The sequence below is a fragment of the Qipengyuania sp. R86523 genome, from assembly GCF_044596365.1.
GTDB classification, from domain to species: Bacteria; Pseudomonadota; Alphaproteobacteria; order Sphingomonadales; family Sphingomonadaceae; genus Qipengyuania; species Qipengyuania citrea.
The window spans coordinates 2,417,710-2,433,325 of record NZ_CP138997.1; the positions used below are offsets into that span (position 1 = coordinate 2,417,710).

At 66.2% G+C, this 15,616-nt stretch carries 20 protein-coding genes; 13 read left to right on the forward strand and 7 right to left on the reverse strand.

Features of this window, described 5'->3' with window-relative positions; all coding sequences use genetic code 11:
• Positions 1–105 precede the first annotated feature (105 nt).
• Positions 106–660 carry a helix-turn-helix domain-containing protein gene (locus SJY12_RS11930; protein ID WP_050599646.1) on the forward strand — a complete coding sequence of 185 codons (555 nt, stop codon included), beginning with the start codon at positions 106–108 and terminating at the stop codon, positions 658–660.
• Between the two features lie 41 nt (positions 661–701).
• The gene (locus SJY12_RS11935) at positions 702–977 is read left to right on the forward strand and encodes a hypothetical protein (RefSeq protein ID WP_397505459.1); all 276 of its coding nucleotides are present in this window, start codon (positions 702–704) and stop codon (positions 975–977) included.
• Here SJY12_RS11935 and SJY12_RS11940 read toward each other — a convergent pair.
• Complete coding sequence (locus SJY12_RS11940) at positions 974–1,789, reverse strand: hypothetical protein (protein ID WP_397505460.1); 816 nt, start codon at positions 1,787–1,789, stop codon at positions 974–976. The two genes, SJY12_RS11935 and SJY12_RS11940, sit on opposite strands and share 4 nt — an antisense overlap.
• A gap of 218 nt (positions 1,790–2,007) precedes the next feature.
• Between SJY12_RS11940 and SJY12_RS11945 the strand changes: the two genes are divergently transcribed.
• On the forward strand, positions 2,008–2,358 hold the full coding sequence (locus SJY12_RS11945; RefSeq protein WP_197458276.1) for a hypothetical protein: 351 nt from the start codon (positions 2,008–2,010) through the stop codon (positions 2,356–2,358).
• An 8-nt stretch (positions 2,359–2,366) separates the two neighbouring features.
• Here SJY12_RS11945 and SJY12_RS11950 read toward each other — a convergent pair whose 3' ends face one another.
• Positions 2,367–3,875: a YifB family Mg chelatase-like AAA ATPase gene (locus SJY12_RS11950; RefSeq protein WP_397506707.1), complete on the reverse strand. Its 1,509-nt coding sequence runs from the start codon at positions 3,873–3,875 to the stop codon at positions 2,367–2,369.
• A gap of 161 nt (positions 3,876–4,036) precedes the next feature.
• On the opposite strand from SJY12_RS11950, the gene SJY12_RS11955 reads away from it, so the two are divergent.
• The 6 genes from SJY12_RS11955 to yihA all read left to right on the forward strand — a co-directional run bounded on the left by SJY12_RS11955 (position 4,037) and on the right by yihA (position 8,369).
• On the forward strand, positions 4,037–4,930 hold the full coding sequence (locus SJY12_RS11955; protein ID WP_397505461.1) for an alpha/beta hydrolase: 894 nt from the start codon (positions 4,037–4,039) through the stop codon (positions 4,928–4,930).
• 133 nt (positions 4,931–5,063) lie between these two features.
• Positions 5,064–5,198: a 50S ribosomal protein L34 gene (gene rpmH, locus SJY12_RS11960; protein ID WP_050599757.1), complete on the forward strand. Its 135-nt coding sequence runs from the start codon at positions 5,064–5,066 to the stop codon at positions 5,196–5,198.
• Positions 5,199–5,283: 85 nt separating this feature from the next.
• Positions 5,284–5,667 (forward strand): ribonuclease P protein component, encoded by a 384-nt coding sequence (gene rnpA / locus SJY12_RS11965; protein ID WP_397505462.1) that lies wholly within the window; start codon positions 5,284–5,286, stop codon positions 5,665–5,667.
• Positions 5,664–5,873 carry a membrane protein insertion efficiency factor YidD gene (gene yidD, locus SJY12_RS11970; protein ID WP_050599755.1) on the forward strand — a complete coding sequence of 70 codons (210 nt, stop codon included), beginning with the start codon at positions 5,664–5,666 and terminating at the stop codon, positions 5,871–5,873. The genes rnpA and yidD overlap by 4 nt, the downstream gene beginning before the upstream one ends.
• Before the next feature lie 67 nt (positions 5,874–5,940).
• Entirely contained in the window at positions 5,941–7,719 is a 1,779-nt protein-coding gene (yidC, locus tag SJY12_RS11975; protein ID WP_397505463.1) for a membrane protein insertase YidC, read from the forward strand.
• A complete protein-coding gene (yihA, locus tag SJY12_RS11980) occupies positions 7,716–8,369 on the forward strand; it encodes a ribosome biogenesis GTP-binding protein YihA/YsxC (protein WP_063505229.1) in 654 nt (217 codons plus the stop codon). Before yidC ends, yihA begins: the two co-directional genes overlap by 4 nt.
• Before the next feature lie 82 nt (positions 8,370–8,451).
• On the opposite strand, the gene SJY12_RS11985 is transcribed toward yihA, so the two are convergent.
• On the reverse strand, positions 8,452–8,754 hold the full coding sequence (locus SJY12_RS11985) for a hypothetical protein (protein ID WP_397505464.1): 303 nt from the start codon (positions 8,752–8,754) through the stop codon (positions 8,452–8,454).
• A gap of 202 nt (positions 8,755–8,956) precedes the next feature.
• Positions 8,957–9,376 carry a VOC family protein gene (locus tag SJY12_RS11990; protein WP_230833270.1) on the reverse strand — a complete coding sequence of 140 codons (420 nt, stop codon included), beginning with the start codon at positions 9,374–9,376 and terminating at the stop codon, positions 8,957–8,959.
• Between the two features lie 214 nt (positions 9,377–9,590).
• Here SJY12_RS11990 and SJY12_RS11995 point away from each other — a divergent pair, with 214 nt between their 5' ends.
• Both SJY12_RS11995 and SJY12_RS12000 read left to right on the forward strand, forming a co-directional pair.
• On the forward strand, positions 9,591–10,253 hold the full coding sequence (locus tag SJY12_RS11995) for a glutathione S-transferase family protein (protein WP_063505227.1): 663 nt from the start codon (positions 9,591–9,593) through the stop codon (positions 10,251–10,253).
• Between the two features lie 17 nt (positions 10,254–10,270).
• Positions 10,271–11,110, forward strand: a complete 840-nt coding sequence (locus SJY12_RS12000; RefSeq protein WP_397505465.1) for a S1/P1 nuclease — start codon at positions 10,271–10,273, stop codon at positions 11,108–11,110.
• Here the strand turns inward: SJY12_RS12000 and SJY12_RS12005 are convergent.
• Positions 11,107–11,574, reverse strand: a complete 468-nt coding sequence (locus tag SJY12_RS12005; protein ID WP_397505466.1) for a cupin domain-containing protein — start codon at positions 11,572–11,574, stop codon at positions 11,107–11,109. The two genes, SJY12_RS12000 and SJY12_RS12005, sit on opposite strands and share 4 nt — an antisense overlap.
• Before the next feature lie 29 nt (positions 11,575–11,603).
• Here SJY12_RS12005 and dapE point away from each other — a divergent pair, with 29 nt between their 5' ends.
• Positions 11,604–12,746, forward strand: a complete 1,143-nt coding sequence (dapE, locus tag SJY12_RS12010; protein WP_397505467.1) for a succinyl-diaminopimelate desuccinylase — start codon at positions 11,604–11,606, stop codon at positions 12,744–12,746.
• Between the two features lie 119 nt (positions 12,747–12,865).
• Positions 12,866–14,104 carry a dicarboxylate/amino acid:cation symporter gene (locus SJY12_RS12015; protein WP_397505468.1) on the forward strand — a complete coding sequence of 413 codons (1,239 nt, stop codon included), beginning with the start codon at positions 12,866–12,868 and terminating at the stop codon, positions 14,102–14,104.
• Positions 14,105–14,153: 49 nt separating this feature from the next.
• Here SJY12_RS12015 and nth read toward each other — a convergent pair whose 3' ends face one another.
• Entirely contained in the window at positions 14,154–14,804 is a 651-nt protein-coding gene (nth, locus tag SJY12_RS12020; RefSeq protein ID WP_063505625.1) for an endonuclease III, read from the reverse strand.
• Positions 14,805–14,817: 13 nt separating this feature from the next.
• Entirely contained in the window at positions 14,818–15,615 is a 798-nt protein-coding gene (locus tag SJY12_RS12025) for an ion transporter (RefSeq protein ID WP_050599744.1), read from the reverse strand.
• Position 15,616: the final 1 nt, after the last annotated feature.

The following is a 15,616-nucleotide window of genomic DNA, read 5'->3' on the forward strand; positions in this document are numbered from 1 at the left end:
TGCCAGCCCCTCTAGCGTTATGGGTTTCGGACTGCAACCGGCATTTCCAAAAATTTGGCAAAAGCCGAATTTCCGGTAGATAGGTTGCTAGAAGAGGACTGAATTATGGGTGATATCCGCGAACCGCTGCGTGAACTGACCGAATGCGGGCTGCCGCAGGCCCTCGAGGTCATGGGCGAGCGGTGGTCGTTCATGATCCTGCGCGCCAGCTTCAACGGGCTCCACCATTTCGAGGAATTCCTCACCGAGCTCGGGATCGCGCGCAACATCCTCTCCAACCGGCTGGCCAAGCTGGTCGAAAACGGCATCCTCAAGCGCGACCCCTGCGCCGAAGACAAGCGCAAGATCGAATACCGGCTGACCGACAAGGGCCTCGATCTGCTGCCCGCCATGGTCGCATTGCGTCAGTGGGGGCAGAAATACGGCGCCGAAGTGGTCGAGAACCCGGTGCTGGTCGACGAACGCGATCGCCTGCCGATCGGGCCGATCTCGATCCTCAGCCACGATGGACGGATCCTCGGCCCGGCCGATCTCCACCTGGTCGAACGTGACCGGCTCGGCATCCGGGCCGATGGCAGCAAGGCGGCAGCGGGCACCCCGCTGGCCTATGGCGAAGTCGTCGACATCGACAGCCTGCGCAAGGCCAAGAGCGCAGCCTGAGCGAACCGGTCCAGCGCACGCGCGATAACCGCTACATCATCGTGCGCGGCAGGCTGTGGCGCGCGAGCAATCCGCAGCTGAAAGAAACCGAACGCCAGACGCTGGTCGACCAGTTGATGGAGGCCCGGCGGGAGGTCGGTCAGGCGCGCCGCACCGGCGACGAGACCGCCGAACGCGCGGGGCGCGCAAAGGTCCATGCCGCAAAGGTGGCGCTGGGTGAACGCGGCCCGGTGTGGTGGGACGACGGCGCACCCGACTACAACCGCCATCTTGTCAAGAACACGCCCTACCGCGATCCGGCGCTTATCGCGGACTAGCCTTCGAAACGGTTTGCGCGCGGACGCAGCTGGTAATCGATCCGGATGCGCACCCATTCGCCCACCATCGGCCGGCCGCCGCGCTGGGGCGGGCGCACCTTGAATTGCCACGCCGCCGCCTGGACCGCCTTGCCCAGCCCCGAACCGCGTGGCGATTCGCCCACCACGACGCAGTCCTCGACGCGGAAATCGGGGGCGGTGCGGCAATCGATAAGCCCCCAGCCGGGACCCTGCGCGGTCGAGAGATAGCCCGCCAGTTCGTCGTCATAGGGGCGGCGATACCAGCGCGCGGCGTAGAGCGGTTCGCCATTGGGGCCGCTGCCTGCGATCTGCGGCGTGTCGCCGGGTGCAGGAGTGAAGGCAGGGCCGTAGGCCTGCGGGGCCTCGGCTGCCGGGGACTGGCTGGTTCGCGGCACGCTTTCGAGCGAGAAATCGTTGCGCAGGATCGGTGGCGGCGCGGCGGGCTGGGGCGCGGCCGGTGACGGCGCAGCCTGCCGTTCGCGCGGGGCCGCCGCCGACGATGCTGCCGGGGGTTGGGGCCGGGCCGGCTCGGGCGAGGGCGCTTCGTCGGGTTCGTCCTGCGCCTCGGGCGAAGTGAAAGCGACCAGCGTGTCGCGCATCTCCGCGATCTCGCGCTTTGCCGAACCGAGCGACAGCAGCATCAGCACCAGCAGAACTTCGATCGCCAGCGTGAGCGCGAGCGCGGGCAGCCTTCGCCGCATGTCTGGGCTGAGCCGCGCATAGCGCCGCCGCAGCGCGGCAAACGCGCCCGGTGCAGTGGGCGGGGAAGTCGGTGCGGGCACTTGGGTCACATGCAGTATCCCGACGGGGACTCGTCCGGTCCGGTTGCGCTATCCTGCCCCACGTGGGCGACATGGACCGATGCAGCCGCGCCTTCAAGGGCGATCGGCCGCGAGTGACCGGCGGGCGAAGCCCTGACCCCGTGACGTCATCGTTAAAACGATCTCAATACGTCGCTGCGATAAGGCGGGGCATTCACGAATCCCGTTAGCAGAGCCGGACCTGCCTTGTGATCGAAATCGAAGTCCAGAATGAAACGCATCAAAGCGTCCACCGCATCAAGGCGATGGCTGTGCCCCGCATCGGCGAAGGCATCCGGCTGCTCGAACCCAGCGGCCAATGGGCTTCCTACGACATCATCGACGTATGGTATCAGCAGGCCGAATTCGGCGAGGTCTGGGTGCCCTATATCCATGTCCGGATCACGCCCGACGAATTGCGCGGCGTCGCCATGGGCGAGGCGAACCCGCTGGTCGACAAGGGCCAGCAGGTCCCCATCGAGGATTTTCTCAAGAAATTCGAAGGCGAATTCGAGCACGAGCCGGTGAAGCTCAATCTCGATCTGGGCGAGGACGTCTGAGCGGGCGGTCAGGCGCGCGGCGGCTGCCGGCGATAGCTGAGCGCTTCGGCGACATGGATCCGCCCGACCCGTTCGCTCGCCGATAGATCGGCGATAGTCCGGGCAACCCGCAGCATCCTGGTGTAACTGCGCGCGGAGAGCCGCATGGCGGTGGCCGCCTGCATCAGCAGCGCGCGTCCCGCTTCATCGGGTCCGGCAAATTCTTCCAGCGCATCGCCATCGAGTTCGGCATTGGTCCGCGCACCGGTGGCTTCCGCCCGGGCGGTCTGGCGATCGCGTGCGGCGGCCACGCGCGCGGCGACGTCGGCGCTCGATTCGGCAGGCGGCGGGAGCGCGAGGTCGGCGGCGCTGACCGGATCGACTTCGACATGCAGGTCGATCCGGTCGAGCATCGGGCCGGAGACCTTGCCCTGGTAGTCCGCTGCGCAGCGCGGCGCGCGGCTGCAGGCGAGCGCCGGATCGCCAAGATGGCCGCAGCGGCACGGGTTCATCGCCGCGACCAACTGGACGTTGGCCGGAAAGCTGACATGCGCATTGGCGCGGGCGACATCGACCTTGCCCGTCTCGAGCGGCTGGCGCAGCGAATCGAGTACCGCGCGCTGGAATTCGGGCAGCTCGTCGAGAAACAGCACGCCGAGATGGGCGAGGCTGACTTCGCCCGGCCGCACCCGCAACCCGCCCCCGGTGAGCGCGGCCATGCTAGCCGAATGATGCGGCGCGCGGAACGGGCGCGCGCGGCTGATGCGCCCGTCTTCCAGCGTGCCCGCGACCGACTGGACCATGCTGACTTCCAGCGCTTCGGCGGGTGACAGCGGCGGGAGGATGCCGGGCAGGCAGCTGGCCAGCAGGCTCTTGCCTGCGCCGGGCGGCCCAACCATCAGCAGGTTGTGCGCGCCCGCCGCGGCGATTTCCAGCGCACGCTTGGCGGTTTCCTGCCCCTTCACCTGCTTGAGATCGCCGCCGCTCCTCTCGCTCGCCACCACGCCCGGTTCGGGCTGGGGCAGCAGCTGCGTACCCTTGAGATGGTTCAGCAGGCTGGCCAGGTCGGGCGCGGCACAGACGGGGACCTCGCTCGCCCAGCGCGCTTCCGATCCTTGCGTGCTGGGGCAGATCAGCCCGACCTCGGCCTCGCTCGCATGGATTGCCGCCAGCAGCACGCCGGGCGAGGCGACGATCCGCGCATCGAGCGCGAGTTCGCCCACCGCGATCCAGTCGCCCAGCTGTTCGGCATCGGTCACGCCCATCGCCGCCAGCAGCGCCAGCGCGATCGGCAGGTCGTAATGCGACCCCTCCTTCGGCAGGTCGGCGGGGGAGAGGTTGATCGTTATCCGCTTGGGCGGCAGCGCCAGCCCCATTCCCGCCAGCGCCGCGCGCACGCGTTCCTTGCTTTCGCCGACCGCCTTGTCGGCCAAGCCGACGATGTTGAACTTGGGCAGGCCCGGCGCGACCGAGCACTGAACTTCCACGCTGCGCGCTTCGAGCCCCAGATAGGCAACGGTTTTGACCAGCGCGACCAGCGTGAATCCCCACCCCCGTAGTTACCCGTAGATGATGGCCGCGAACGCCCCGCTTGTCGAGGGTAAACAGAAACCACAACGCCAGTGAACTAGTATGGTTAACAGCGAGTTAGCCATACCTCTTGAGCCGGTCGAAACCGGGCGAGCCGCATAAGCTTGCCATGTTTCGAATCACTGCCCTTATCGCTTCCGCCGTCGGCTCGCTGTTTGCTGCCCCCGCAGCCGCCCAGTCGCTGACCCTGGTCAACCTCCCGGTGGTCTATGTCGCCAGCCCGGTGGTCCAGGAAACCCATCAGGGCAAGGCGATCGCGCCGAAGGCCGTTTCGCGCCCCGCAGCAAAGCCGCAGGCCGAGACCAAGCAGCTCGCCGCCATGCGTCCACAGGCCCATGCGCCCGCCGCGCTGCCTGTGTGGAAGGCCCCCGCCTTCGTCGATCGCCGGTTCCGCAATTACAACCGCGGCGTCGCGCAATACGGCCCGTTCCGCGTGCTCGACGATCGCCGCGTCGCGCTGGTCGGTGAAACCGATGCCACTACGCCGGGCTACTTCCGCGCCATGATGCGCGATTTTCCCGATCTCGAGCAGCTCGACATGGTCGAATGCCCGGGCACGCGCGACGACCGCGCCAACCTGCAGGTCGGCCGGATGATTCGCGCAGCCGGTCTCGTCACGCATGTGCCCGCCGTCGGGTCGGTGCGTTCGGGCGCGGTCGAACTGTTCCTTGCCGGTGTCGAACGCGACATTGCGCAGGGTGCCGAATTCGCCGTGCACAGCTGGATGGACGCCTATGGCCGCGAAGCCGACGACTTCGCCATGCATGCGCAGGAAAACCGCCAGTATCTCGACTATTATCGCGAAATGGGTATGACCGCCGAGCAGGCCCGTTCGTTCTACGCCTTCACCAATTCGGTGCCGCACGCCCGCGCGTTGTGGCTCGAAGCAAGCGACATGCGCCGCTGGACGGGCCGCAAGACGCAGCGCGCCCAGTCGCCTGCACGCTACCAGCAGGCACAGCCCGCCCCGACGCTGACCTACGCCAACGTCACTTTTTCTTGACGCCCCCGGGCCTATCGCCTAGGCGCGCGGCCCTGTAAGGCGGTCGCTCCCGAGATCGAATCAAGCGGGGCGACCCTTGTGCCGGAGCGAACCGTTCGTACCGGCAACCAACCTATCTAGTAAGGACGATCCGATGAAGCGGACATTCCAGCCCTCGAACCTCGTACGCGCCCGGCGCCACGGTTTCTTCGCGCGCAAGGCTACCCCGGGTGGCCGCAAGGTGCTGCGTTCGCGCCGCGCCCGTGGCCGCAAGAACCTCTGCGCGTGATGTGATGCGCTGCGCTCCGGCGCAGCGATAGTCACGGACAGTCAGCGGGCTCCCCTCGGGGGGCCCGTTCGCGTATCTGACTCCCATGGACCCGAGTCTTTCCGTCATCCGCAAGCGCGGCAACTTCCTGGCGGCGAATCGCGGGCTGCGGGTGGCGCGCCCCGGCTTCGTGCTGCTGGCCCACCCCAATGACGGGCGGGGCAAGCGCTATGGCATCACGGTAACCAAGAAAATCGGCAATGCAGTGGTGCGCAACCGCATGAAACGGCGGTTCCGCGAATTGCTGTGGGACGCACTGCCCGATAGCGGCCTGCCCGATCACGACCATGTCCTGATCGGCCGTGCGGGCGGAGTCGAACGCGATTTCGCCAAATTGCGCGACGAGTTGGCCGCTGCGCTCGACCGCGCGGCGCAGGGCAAGGGCGATCGCGCGCGCAGCCCGCGTGCGCATCGCAGCCGCCGCGCGTGAAGCACCCGCTCATCTGGATTGCCCGCCTGTGGCAGCTCGGGCCAAGCCGGATCCTGCCGCCGACCTGCCGCTATCACCCCTCGTGCAGCCAGTATGCGATCGAGGCGCTGGGAAAACACGGCGCGATCAAGGGTGGATGGATGGCATTCAAGCGTATATTGCGCTGCAACCCATGGGGCGGCCACGGCCACGATCCGGTGCCCTAGCACTGTCTTGACAGGCTAAGACACCTCCCCACATTCTGTATTCGACCGGACAAAGACGGGACCGACCTTGGACAACCAGCGTAACCTGATCCTCGCCATTGCGCTCTCCTTCCTGCTGTTGCTAGGCTGGACGTCGGCGATGGACTATTTCTATCCGCAGCCCGAACAGGCGCTGGTGGAAGACCGGGCGGACACCCCGACCGAACAGGCCAGCCAGGCGGCAACGCAGCATTCGCGCACCGGCGGGCTCGTCGATCCGGCGATGCGCGCGCAGGAAGCCGCCGACCTTAAGACCGCGCTGGCCAGTCCCGACCGCGTGCGCATCGACGCCCCGCGGGTGGCCGGCTCGGTCAATCTGCGCGGCGGCGTCGTCGACGACATCGTCCTCAAGGAGTATGACGAGACCACGCAGAAGGACAGCGAACCGGTCCGCATCTTCTCGCCCAGCGGCACCCCGGCGCAGCAGTTCGCGCAGTTCGGCTGGGTCGGCTCGAACCTCAAGGTACCCGGGCCGCAGACGCTGTGGGAAGCCGATGGCGATGTGCTGAGCGCCGACACCCCGCTCACGCTGACGCATGACAATGGCGAAGGGCTGACCTTCTCGATCCGCTATACGATCGACGACCAGTACATGATCACTGCCGAGCAGACGGTGGCCAACACTGCGGACAATGATGTGGTCGTGCAGCCTTTCGGACTCGTCAACCGCACCAGCCGTACGGCCAGCGAAGACCTGTGGATCGCGCACTCGGGACCGATCGGCGTGTTCGGCGACAGCGCCGATTACGACATCGATTACGACGATCTCGACGAAGACCAGCGCGTTTCGCCCGAAGGCCGCACCAGCTGGGTCGGCTTCACCGATATCTACTGGCTCGCCGCGCTCGTCCCGCAGGACGACAGCGCGCCTGAAACCACCTTCCGCGCGATGGGCGACGAAACCTACCGCGCCGACATGATCTACGAAGCGACCACGCTGCCCGCGGGCAATGCGCTGACGGTCACCTCGCGCCTCTATGCGGGGGCCAAGGAAAGCGCGGTGCTCAATTCCTACGAGGATGCGGGCATCCAGAAGTTCGGCCTGGCGATCGATTGGGGCTGGTTCCGCTGGTTCGAGAAGCCGATGTTGTGGCTGCTGCGCACGATCTACGACGCGGTGGGCAATTTCGGCATCGCGATCATCGGGCTGACCTTCATCGTGCGCGGCCTGATGTTCCCGATCGCGCAGCGCGGCTTCGCCAGCATGGCGGAGATGAAGGCCATCCAGCCGAAGATGAAAGCGCTGCAGGAGAAGTACAAGGACGACAAGCCCAAGCAGCAGCAGGAAATCATGGCGCTCTACAAGAGCGAGAAGGTCAACCCCGTTGCGGGCTGCCTGCCAATGCTGCTGCAGATCCCGGTGTTCTTCGCGCTCTACAAGGTGCTCTATCTCGCGATCGAGATGCGGCACCGCGACTTCCTGTGGATCGGCAACCTGTCCGCGCCCGACCCGGCCAATCTTGCCAATGCGCTGGCCTATGTCGGGATCGACGTGCCGCAGTTCCTGATGATCATCTTCGGCCTCGGCGTGCTCGCGGTGCTGCTCGGCTTCACCATGTGGCTGACCTTCCGCCTCAACCCGAGCCAGATGGACCCGATGCAGCAGAAGATCTTCGACATCATGCCGTGGATCCTGATGTTCGTGATGGCGCCCTTCGCCGCCGGCCTGCTGCTGTACTGGGTAACCTCCAACGTGCTCACGCTGGCGCAGCAGAAGTACCTCTATTCGAAGCATCCGCAGCTGCGCGCCTCGATCGAGGAAGAAAAGGCGCGCAAAGCCGCCGAAGCTGCAAAGGCGGGATCATGAGCACCGAAGAAGCTGCCGAGCGGGCCGCGCTCGAACGGCGCGCGGGCAAGCTGTTCTCGGGCCGGGTGGATTTCCTCCTTTCGGCGCCGCAGCTCAAGTTCCTGCCCGAACCCACCGTACCCGAGATCGCCTTCTGCGGACGCTCGAACGTGGGCAAGAGCTCGCTGCTCAATGCGCTGACCGGGCGCAAGGCGATCGCGCGCGCTTCGGTCACGCCTGGCCGCACGCAGGAACTCAACTTCTTCGAAGTGGGCGAACCCACGCTGTTCCGTCTCGTCGACATGCCCGGCTACGGCTTTGCCAAGGCGCCGGTGAAAGTGGTCGAGAAGTGGAAGAGCCTCGTGAAGACCTATCTGCGCGGCCGGCCCGTACTGGCGCGCACGCTGGTGCTGGTCGATGGGCGCCACGGCCCCAAGGATGTCGACCGCGAGATGATGAAAATGCTCGACGAGGCAGCGGTGGGTTACCGTGTCGTGCTGACCAAGGCCGACAAGATGAAGGCCAGCGAACTCGCCAAGGTGATCGAGGCCACCGAAGCCGAAGCACGCAAACACGTCGCCGCCTTCCCCGAAATCCACGTTACCAGTGCGGAAAAGGGCATGGGTATCGGCGAGCTAAGGGCGGCGGTCCTGGGCGACGCGGGGGTCTAGGTGGCATCCGCTTGGCGGCGGACTTTCTCGCACCTCCAGCTGCAAGATCGGCAAGACTGGCAGGGCCAGGCTGGCGGGGCATTTACCAGCCGCCCGTATTCTCACCCGAGGCATTTCTGACCAGGCTTCGCGCGAAGGAATTTCCGTCACGCGTCACACGGGCCCAGCGCTTGTTCGTGAGGCACACGTTCCTCACCTTCGCCCGTGTGCCGGTCTTTCTCCAATCACGGCAAACGATTAGGTCCGGATCGTAGCCCGGATGAGCCGGATTGGTGATCGGTTCGCCCGAAGCCTTGTAACCCGGCTTGACCGTACGCTCATCGGCCGAAGCCATGCCCGCACCAGATATTGTCAGACCAAGAAAAAGTAACGCCTGCCATTTCACTGCGGACCTCCTGTCGTTTCTTGTGTCTTTAGTTTTTCAGAGGATACACAGGGGCGAGACAAAGTCTAGCGGGAGGGAAAGTACTGCCCTTGTTCGCAAGGTTTCCGAGCGTTCTTAACCCCTTGCCTAGTCTTCAGCCGGGGAAACAGCCGGAATTGCGATCGGGCGTATGACCGCGGTTGGATTCGTCGGCTTGGATCTCTTACGTCGCAAACAGCATCGCGTCGTCGGCGAAGGCCTTCATCTCCAGCGCGTTGCCGCTGGGGTCGCGGAAGAACATCGTCGCCTGTTCGCCGGGTTGGCCCTTGAAGCGGATGGTCGGCGGTATTGCGAATTCGGTGCCCGCGGCCTCGAGCCGGTCGGCCAGCGCTTGCCAGTCCGCCATCGCCAGCACCACGCCGAAATGCGGCACGGGCACGCCGTGCCCGTCGACATGGTTGTTCGCGCGGTCGCCCGCTTCGCCGGGGGCGAGATGCGCGACGATCTGGTGGCCGTAGAAATCGAAATCGACCCATTCGGCGCTCGATCGTCCCTCGCGGCAACCCATCGTTTCGCCATAGAAGGCGCGGGCCGCGGCGAGGTCGTGAACCGGGAAGGCGAGGTGGAAGGGCCTGAGCGACATGTCTACTCCGTCGCCCCTGCGAAGGCAGGGGCCTAGATAAGGGGTCTTGCTGGCACATCGGATGCGGATTGCAAAGCGTCCTGCGGGGCGGAAAGATTATCCGGATTCCCGCCTGGGCGGGAATGACGAACCGGGGCCGGGCGGCCTTGGCTGTTCAGCCTCGACAGTGCCCGGCCGGGTCTCTACCGCCGCCCCACGCAAGGTGGGTGCATACATGAAGCTGATCATCGGCAACAAGAATTACTCGAGCTGGAGCCTGCGCGGCTGGCTCGCGGCGAAGCAGTCGGGCCTGTCGTTCGAGGAAATCACCGTGCCGATGTTCGGCAAGCAATGGGATGCGCTCAAGAGCGAGGATGGCGGCACGCAGCCCTCGCATGGCAAGGTGCCGATCCTGTGGGACGACGAGGCGGTGGTGTGGGACAGCCTCGCGATCCTCGAATATCTCGCCGACAAGGTCGGGCGCGATCGGTTCTGGCCCAAGGATGCAGTTGCGCGCGGCATGGCGCGCTCGATGGTCGCGGAAATGCATTCCTCCTACCATGCGCTGCGCGGCGAATGCCCGATGAACGTGCGCAAGCGGTTCGAGGGCTTCACCCCGAGCGAGGCCTGCCGGCAGGACATCCTGCGCATTCTCGGGCTGTGGGCCGAGGCGCGCAGCCGCTTCGGCAGCGGTGGCCCGTTCCTGTTCGGCACTTTCGGCGCGGCGGATGTCTATTTCGCCCCCGTCGTGTCACGCTTCATCAGCTATCAGATCGCCGTACCCGGCTTCGCCGCCGCCTATATGCAGGCGGTGTGGGAGCATGAGTGGCTGCAAACCTGGATCAAGGCATCGGACAACGAAGAATGGGTCATCGAGCAATACGAAACCATTGCCTGAGCGCATGCGCCGCGCTGGTGGCGCTGCTGCTCCCCGCGCAGGCGCAGGCCTGGGGCTTCTACGCGCATACGGTGACCGCCGATATCGCGCTGGAAAACGTGCGGCCGCAGACGCGCGCGGACATCGCACGGCTGCTGCAGGCCTCGCCTCTGCTGGGCACGCCCGATTGCGACCTGGACAGTCTGCAGGATGCGAGCGTGTGGCCCGACTGCCTGCGCGGCCAGTACTGGCGCTGGGGCTACACTTTCGCCTGGCACTACCAGACCGAGCCGGTCACCGAGGAATATGACGCGCGCAAGAACTGCTCGGGCCTCGGCTGCGTCAGCGCGCAGGTCGAACGCAACCAGCGCATCCTCGCCGACGAAAGCCTGCCCGACAATGTCCGCGTGGAAGCGCTCGCCTTCCTCGTCCACTTCATCGGCAACATCCACATGCCGCTGCATTCGGGCGATCACGACGACCGCGGCGGCAACGACCGCGAGGCCGCCTATGGCATCGTCCCGGGGCTGAACCTGCACTGGGTGTGGGACGGGCCGCTGGCCGAACGCGCGATCAGCGGCAATCCGCCGATCGCGCGGCGCTACAGCGCGGCCGAACGCGCCGAGCTGGCTGGGGGCGAGGCCGCCGACTGGGGCCGCGAAAGCTGGCAGATCTCACGCGACTTCATCTATCCCAAAACCTTTGGCTGCGACCCGTGCGAGGGCGAGCTGCCGCGCGAGACTGCGCTGTCGCAGGAACTGATCGAACGCTCGGCCCCGATCGCGCGGCGCCGCGTGCTGCAGGCGGGGTTGCGCATGGCCGAATATCTCGACCGCGCTTTCGAGCCGGGGCCGCTGCCCGAAGAGGCACGCGACTAGGGCACGCGCTCGGTCTCGTAACGGCTGCCATCGCGGCGGAAATAGCCTTCGGGGCTGAACCGCATGTCGATATCGGCATACTCGCCGCCGTCGATGGCGAAATCGCCCGCAGAAGCGACCACGAAGACGCAAGGCTCCTCGCCCCGGTTCTGCAGGTGGTGGCCATTGGCCGCGCCCGCGGGCCAGGCGAGGATATCGCCAGGGCGCACGGCGGTTTCGCCATCGTCCTCGACCAGCACCGCTTCGCCTGCGAGCATTACCAGCAGTTCGTCGAGATCGGTGTGCCAGTGCCGCTGGCTCGACCAGGCGCCCGGCTCGAGCACGACGTGGCTCGCGCGCAGATGCTCGAGCCCGCAGGCCGGGGCGAGGCGGCGGTAGCGGCGGCCGCTCACGGGCGCATCGAACGGCGCGGGATAGCCCGTCGCATTGGTCTGGGGGATGGCATCGAGATCGAGCTTGGGCATCGCTGCGCACTCCTGCTAGCGGACACAGCATGACTGATGTTCTCGATCTCGCCAAGCGGCTGATGGCCGCGCCCAGTGTCACTCCCGCCACGGGAGAGGTGTTCGATGCGCTGGAAGCGATGCTGGCGCCGCTCGGCTTCGAGGTGACGCGGTTCACGCGCGGGGAGGGCGCCGCGGGCACGCCCGAGGCGCCGGTGGAGAACCTCTTCGCGATCCGCCGCGGACCCGAAGGCTCGCGGCACCTGGCCTTTGCCGGCCATCTCGACGTCGTCCCGCCCGGTGGCGGCTGGACCAGCGAGGCCTTCGAACCCGAAGTGCGCGGCGAGCTGCTCTATGGCCGCGGCGCGGTCGACATGAAGGGAGCGATCGCCTGCATGGTCGATGCGGCGGCGCAGGTGCCTGCCGACGCGGGGACGATCAGCTTCATCATCACCGGCGACGAGGAAGGGCCCGCGCTGCACGGCACGCGCGCGCTGATCGATTTCATGCGCGAGCAAGGCCACCAGCCGGACCTGTGCCTCGTCGGGGAACCCACGTCGGTCAACCGGCTGGGCGACATGATGAAGATCGGGCGGCGCGGTTCGGTCAACATCTGGCTCGAAGTGCAGGGCACGCAGGGGCATGTCGCCTATCCGCATCTGGCGGACAATCCGATCCCCCGGCTGGTGGCGATGCTCGCCGACCTCGACGCACTGGTGCTCGACGAAGGCACCGACTGGTTCCAGCCGAGCAATCTCGAAGTGACCGAGATCGACGTGCCCAACGATGCACACAACGTGATCCCCGCGGTCGCCAAGGCGCGGATCTCGATCCGCTTCAACGATCTGCATTCGGGGGCATCGCTGTCCGAGACAGTCGGCGCAATCGCGGAAAAGCATGGCGGCAACGCGCTGCCGATCATCAGCGGCGAGCCGTTCCTGACCCCGCCGGGCGCCTTCAGCGACAGCATCGCCGCCGCCGTGAAGGCGGAAACCGGCGTCGATCCCGAACCCTCGACCACCGGCGGCACGTCGGATGCGCGGTTCCTGCGCAGCGTCTGCCCGGTGATCGAATTCGGGCTGGTCAATGCAACCATGCACAAGACCAATGAGGCGGTGGCGGTGGAAGACCTTGCGGCGCTCGGCCGGATTTACGCGCGCATCGCGCGGGACGTGCTGGCCGGCCAGGCCTAGGCCAGGACGCCGGGCAGCGGCGGTCCGGCGTTCACTTTGCTTTGCTTTCGCCGAGAACTGCGTCATGGATTGGCGCGCGGCCATGCCGCTTGCAACGACGGTAGACAGGGGTTGGGAATTTGCTGAAGACGTGGTTCGAAATTCCACTGTGGCAGCGCGTGGTCACTGCGCTCATTCTGGGTGTGTTCACCGGCTGGGCCTGGGGGCCCGATGCCGAAAGCATCAAGTGGATCGGCGATTTCTTCATCAAGGCGATCAAGATGCTGGTCGTCCCGCTGATCTTCTTCAGCCTCGTGTCGGGCGTCGCCGCGATCGGCAACCTGCGCAAGCTGGGCGCGGTCGGCGGACGCGCGCTGCTGCTGTTCGTCGTCACCGGGCAGATCGCGGTCTGGCTGGGCCTCGGCCTCGGCACGCTGATCCAGCCGGGCGCGGGTGTGGATACCAGCGCGATCCAGATGGGCGAGACCCCGGTTCCCAACGAAACCACTGCGGTCGACATGGTGCTTTCGATCGTGCCCGAAAGCCCGGTCCAGGTGATGGCGGACGTGGCCGTGTTGCCGCTGATCGTCTTTTCGCTGCTGATCGGCATCGGCATCCTGATGGCCAAGGAAGAAGGCCTTCCCGTTCAGAAGGTGTTCGATAGCGGCGCGGTGATCATGCAGAAGGTCACCATGATCGTGATGGAGCTGACCCCCTTCGGCGTCTTCGCGCTGATGGCCTGGGTGGCGGGCACGCTGGGGCTCGATGCCTTGGTCAGCCTCGCCAAGCTCGTCGGCCTCAACTATCTCGGCTGCCTGCTGATCATCGTGCTGATCTACGGCAGCATGATCAAGTTCCTCGCCCGGCTGCCGGTGCGCGATTTCTTCCGCGGCATCGTCGATGCGATGGCGGTGAGCTATTCGACCGCCAGTTCGAACGCGACGCTGCCGGTGACGCTGCGTTGCGCCGAGCGGAACCTCGGCGTGTCGAACTCGGTGGCGAGCTTCGTGATCGCGCTGGGGGCGACGATCAACATGAACGGCACGGCGATGTACCTGGGACTTGCGACGCTGTTCGGCGCGCAGATTTTCGGCGTCGACCTGTCGATGGGCGATTATTTCCTCATCTCGATCCTCGCCACGCTGGGCGCGGTCGGCGCGGCGGGCATCCCCGGCGCGGGCCTGATCATGATGGCGCTGGTGTTCGGCGCGGTCGGCGTGCCGCTGGAAACGATCGCCTTCGTCGCCGGTGTGGACCGGATCATGGACATGATGCGCACCACCACCAATGTTAGCGGCGACGCGGCCGTGGCAACTACGGTGGCGGTGATGACCGGCGAGATCGACACGCGCGAGATGATCTCGGCGGACGATGTCTGAATAGAGAATCCGCCCCGTCTGGCGGCGCCGGATGGGGAGGCTGTTGGACCTACCGTCCCCTGGGCTTCTCCAGCACCTTCTTGCGGTAGCTGCACAGATCGACCACCGGGCAGCGCCAGCATTCGGGCGTGCGCGCCTTGCAGATATAGCGGCCGTGCAGGATCAGCCAGTGATGCGCGCCAAGGCGGAAGGGCTGGGGGACGCGCTTTTCCAGCTTGGCCTCGACCTGCTCGGGCGTCTTGCCCTTGGCGAGGCCGGTGCGGTTACCGACACGCAGGATATGCGTGTCGACCGCGAAGGTCTCCTGCCCGAACCAGCAATTGAGCACGACATTGGCGGTCTTGCGGCCCACACCGGGCAGGCGGACGAGATCCTCGCGCGTGTCGGGCACCTCGCCGTCATACTCGTCGACCAGCAATTGGCTCAGCGCGATCACGTTCTTGGCCTTGGAGTTGAACAGGCCGATGGTCTTGATGTGCTCCTTCAGTCCCTCTTCGCCCAGTTCGAGCATCTGCCGGGGCGTCTCCACTTCGGCGAAGAGCGCGCGCGTGGCCTTGTTGACGCCGACATCGGTCGCCTGCGCCGACAGCGCCACGGCCACCACCAGCTGGTAGGCATTGCCATATTCCAGCTCGGTCTCGGGTGAGGGATTGTCCTCCGCCAGTCGGCGGAAAAACTCGAATATCTGGTCTTTGGTCATAGCTGTTGGCGGCTCATTCCAGGCCTGCGCCTTCCATTTCCTCGAGCGCGCGGGCCATCGCTTCGCGGCGGCGTTGCATGGCGTCGCTGAAGGCGGCGGCAACGATTCCGGTGGGCAGGGCGACCAGCAGCACGCCGCCGATGGCGACAGCCGAACCGATCAGCCGGCCCAGTGCGGTGACCGGGTAGGCGTCGCCATATCCCACCGTGGTCAGCGTGATCACCGCCCACCACAGCGCGCGCGGGATCGAGCCGAACTGCTTGGGCTGCAGATCCCCCTCGACCCAGTAGAGGCCGGCAGCGCCCAGCAGCACAAGCACCAGCGCCAGCGTGGCGCAGACGAGCAGATCGTAGCTGCGTTCGCGCAGCGCCGCGCCGATTTCACGCATGGCGGCGGAAAAGCGGCTGAATTTCATGATCGACACGATCCGCAGCAGGCGGATCACGCGCAGCACGGCGGCATTGGCCACGAAGAACGGCGCCAGGCTGACCACCACCACCACGAGGTCGATCAGCCCGATCGGGGAGAAGATGAAGCGCCAGCGTTTCTGCCAGGGGGAGCCGGGGCCGTCGCGCTCGGGGGCGGCGAAGATCCGGCCCGCATATTCGAGCAGGAAGACCAGCCCGAAGATGAATTCCGCGATCAGGATTTCGTCCTGATAGGGCAGGCGGATCGCCGGTTCGGTCGCGACGATCCCCACCAGCAGCGCCGCGAGGATGACCCACACGACGAACACGTTGAGCCCGGTCAGCTTGCCGTTCGGCCAAGAGCCGATGTGGAGCTGCCGGTGGAGCCTTGCGCGCAGCGTCACC

Coding starts and splice junctions, on each gene's coding strand:
- SJY12_RS11930 (WP_050599646.1), top strand. CDS start 106: ATGGGTGATATCCGCGAACCGCTGCGTGAACTGACCGAATGCGGGCTG.
- SJY12_RS11955 (WP_397505461.1), top strand. CDS start 4,037: ATGTTTCGAATCACTGCCCTTATCGCTTCCGCCGTCGGCTCGCTGTTT.
- rpmH (WP_050599757.1), top strand. CDS start 5,064: ATGAAGCGGACATTCCAGCCCTCGAACCTCGTACGCGCCCGGCGCCAC.
- rnpA (WP_397505462.1), top strand. CDS start 5,284: ATGGACCCGAGTCTTTCCGTCATCCGCAAGCGCGGCAACTTCCTGGCG.
- yihA (WP_063505229.1), top strand. CDS start 7,716: ATGAGCACCGAAGAAGCTGCCGAGCGGGCCGCGCTCGAACGGCGCGCG.
- SJY12_RS11990 (WP_230833270.1), bottom strand. CDS start 9,376: ATGTCGCTCAGGCCCTTCCACCTCGCCTTCCCGGTTCACGACCTCGCC.
- SJY12_RS11995 (WP_063505227.1), top strand. CDS start 9,591: ATGAAGCTGATCATCGGCAACAAGAATTACTCGAGCTGGAGCCTGCGC.
- SJY12_RS12005 (WP_397505466.1), bottom strand. CDS start 11,574: ATGCCCAAGCTCGATCTCGATGCCATCCCCCAGACCAATGCGACGGGC.
- dapE (WP_397505467.1), top strand. CDS start 11,604: ATGACTGATGTTCTCGATCTCGCCAAGCGGCTGATGGCCGCGCCCAGT.
- nth (WP_063505625.1), bottom strand. CDS start 14,804: ATGACCAAAGACCAGATATTCGAGTTTTTCCGCCGACTGGCGGAGGAC.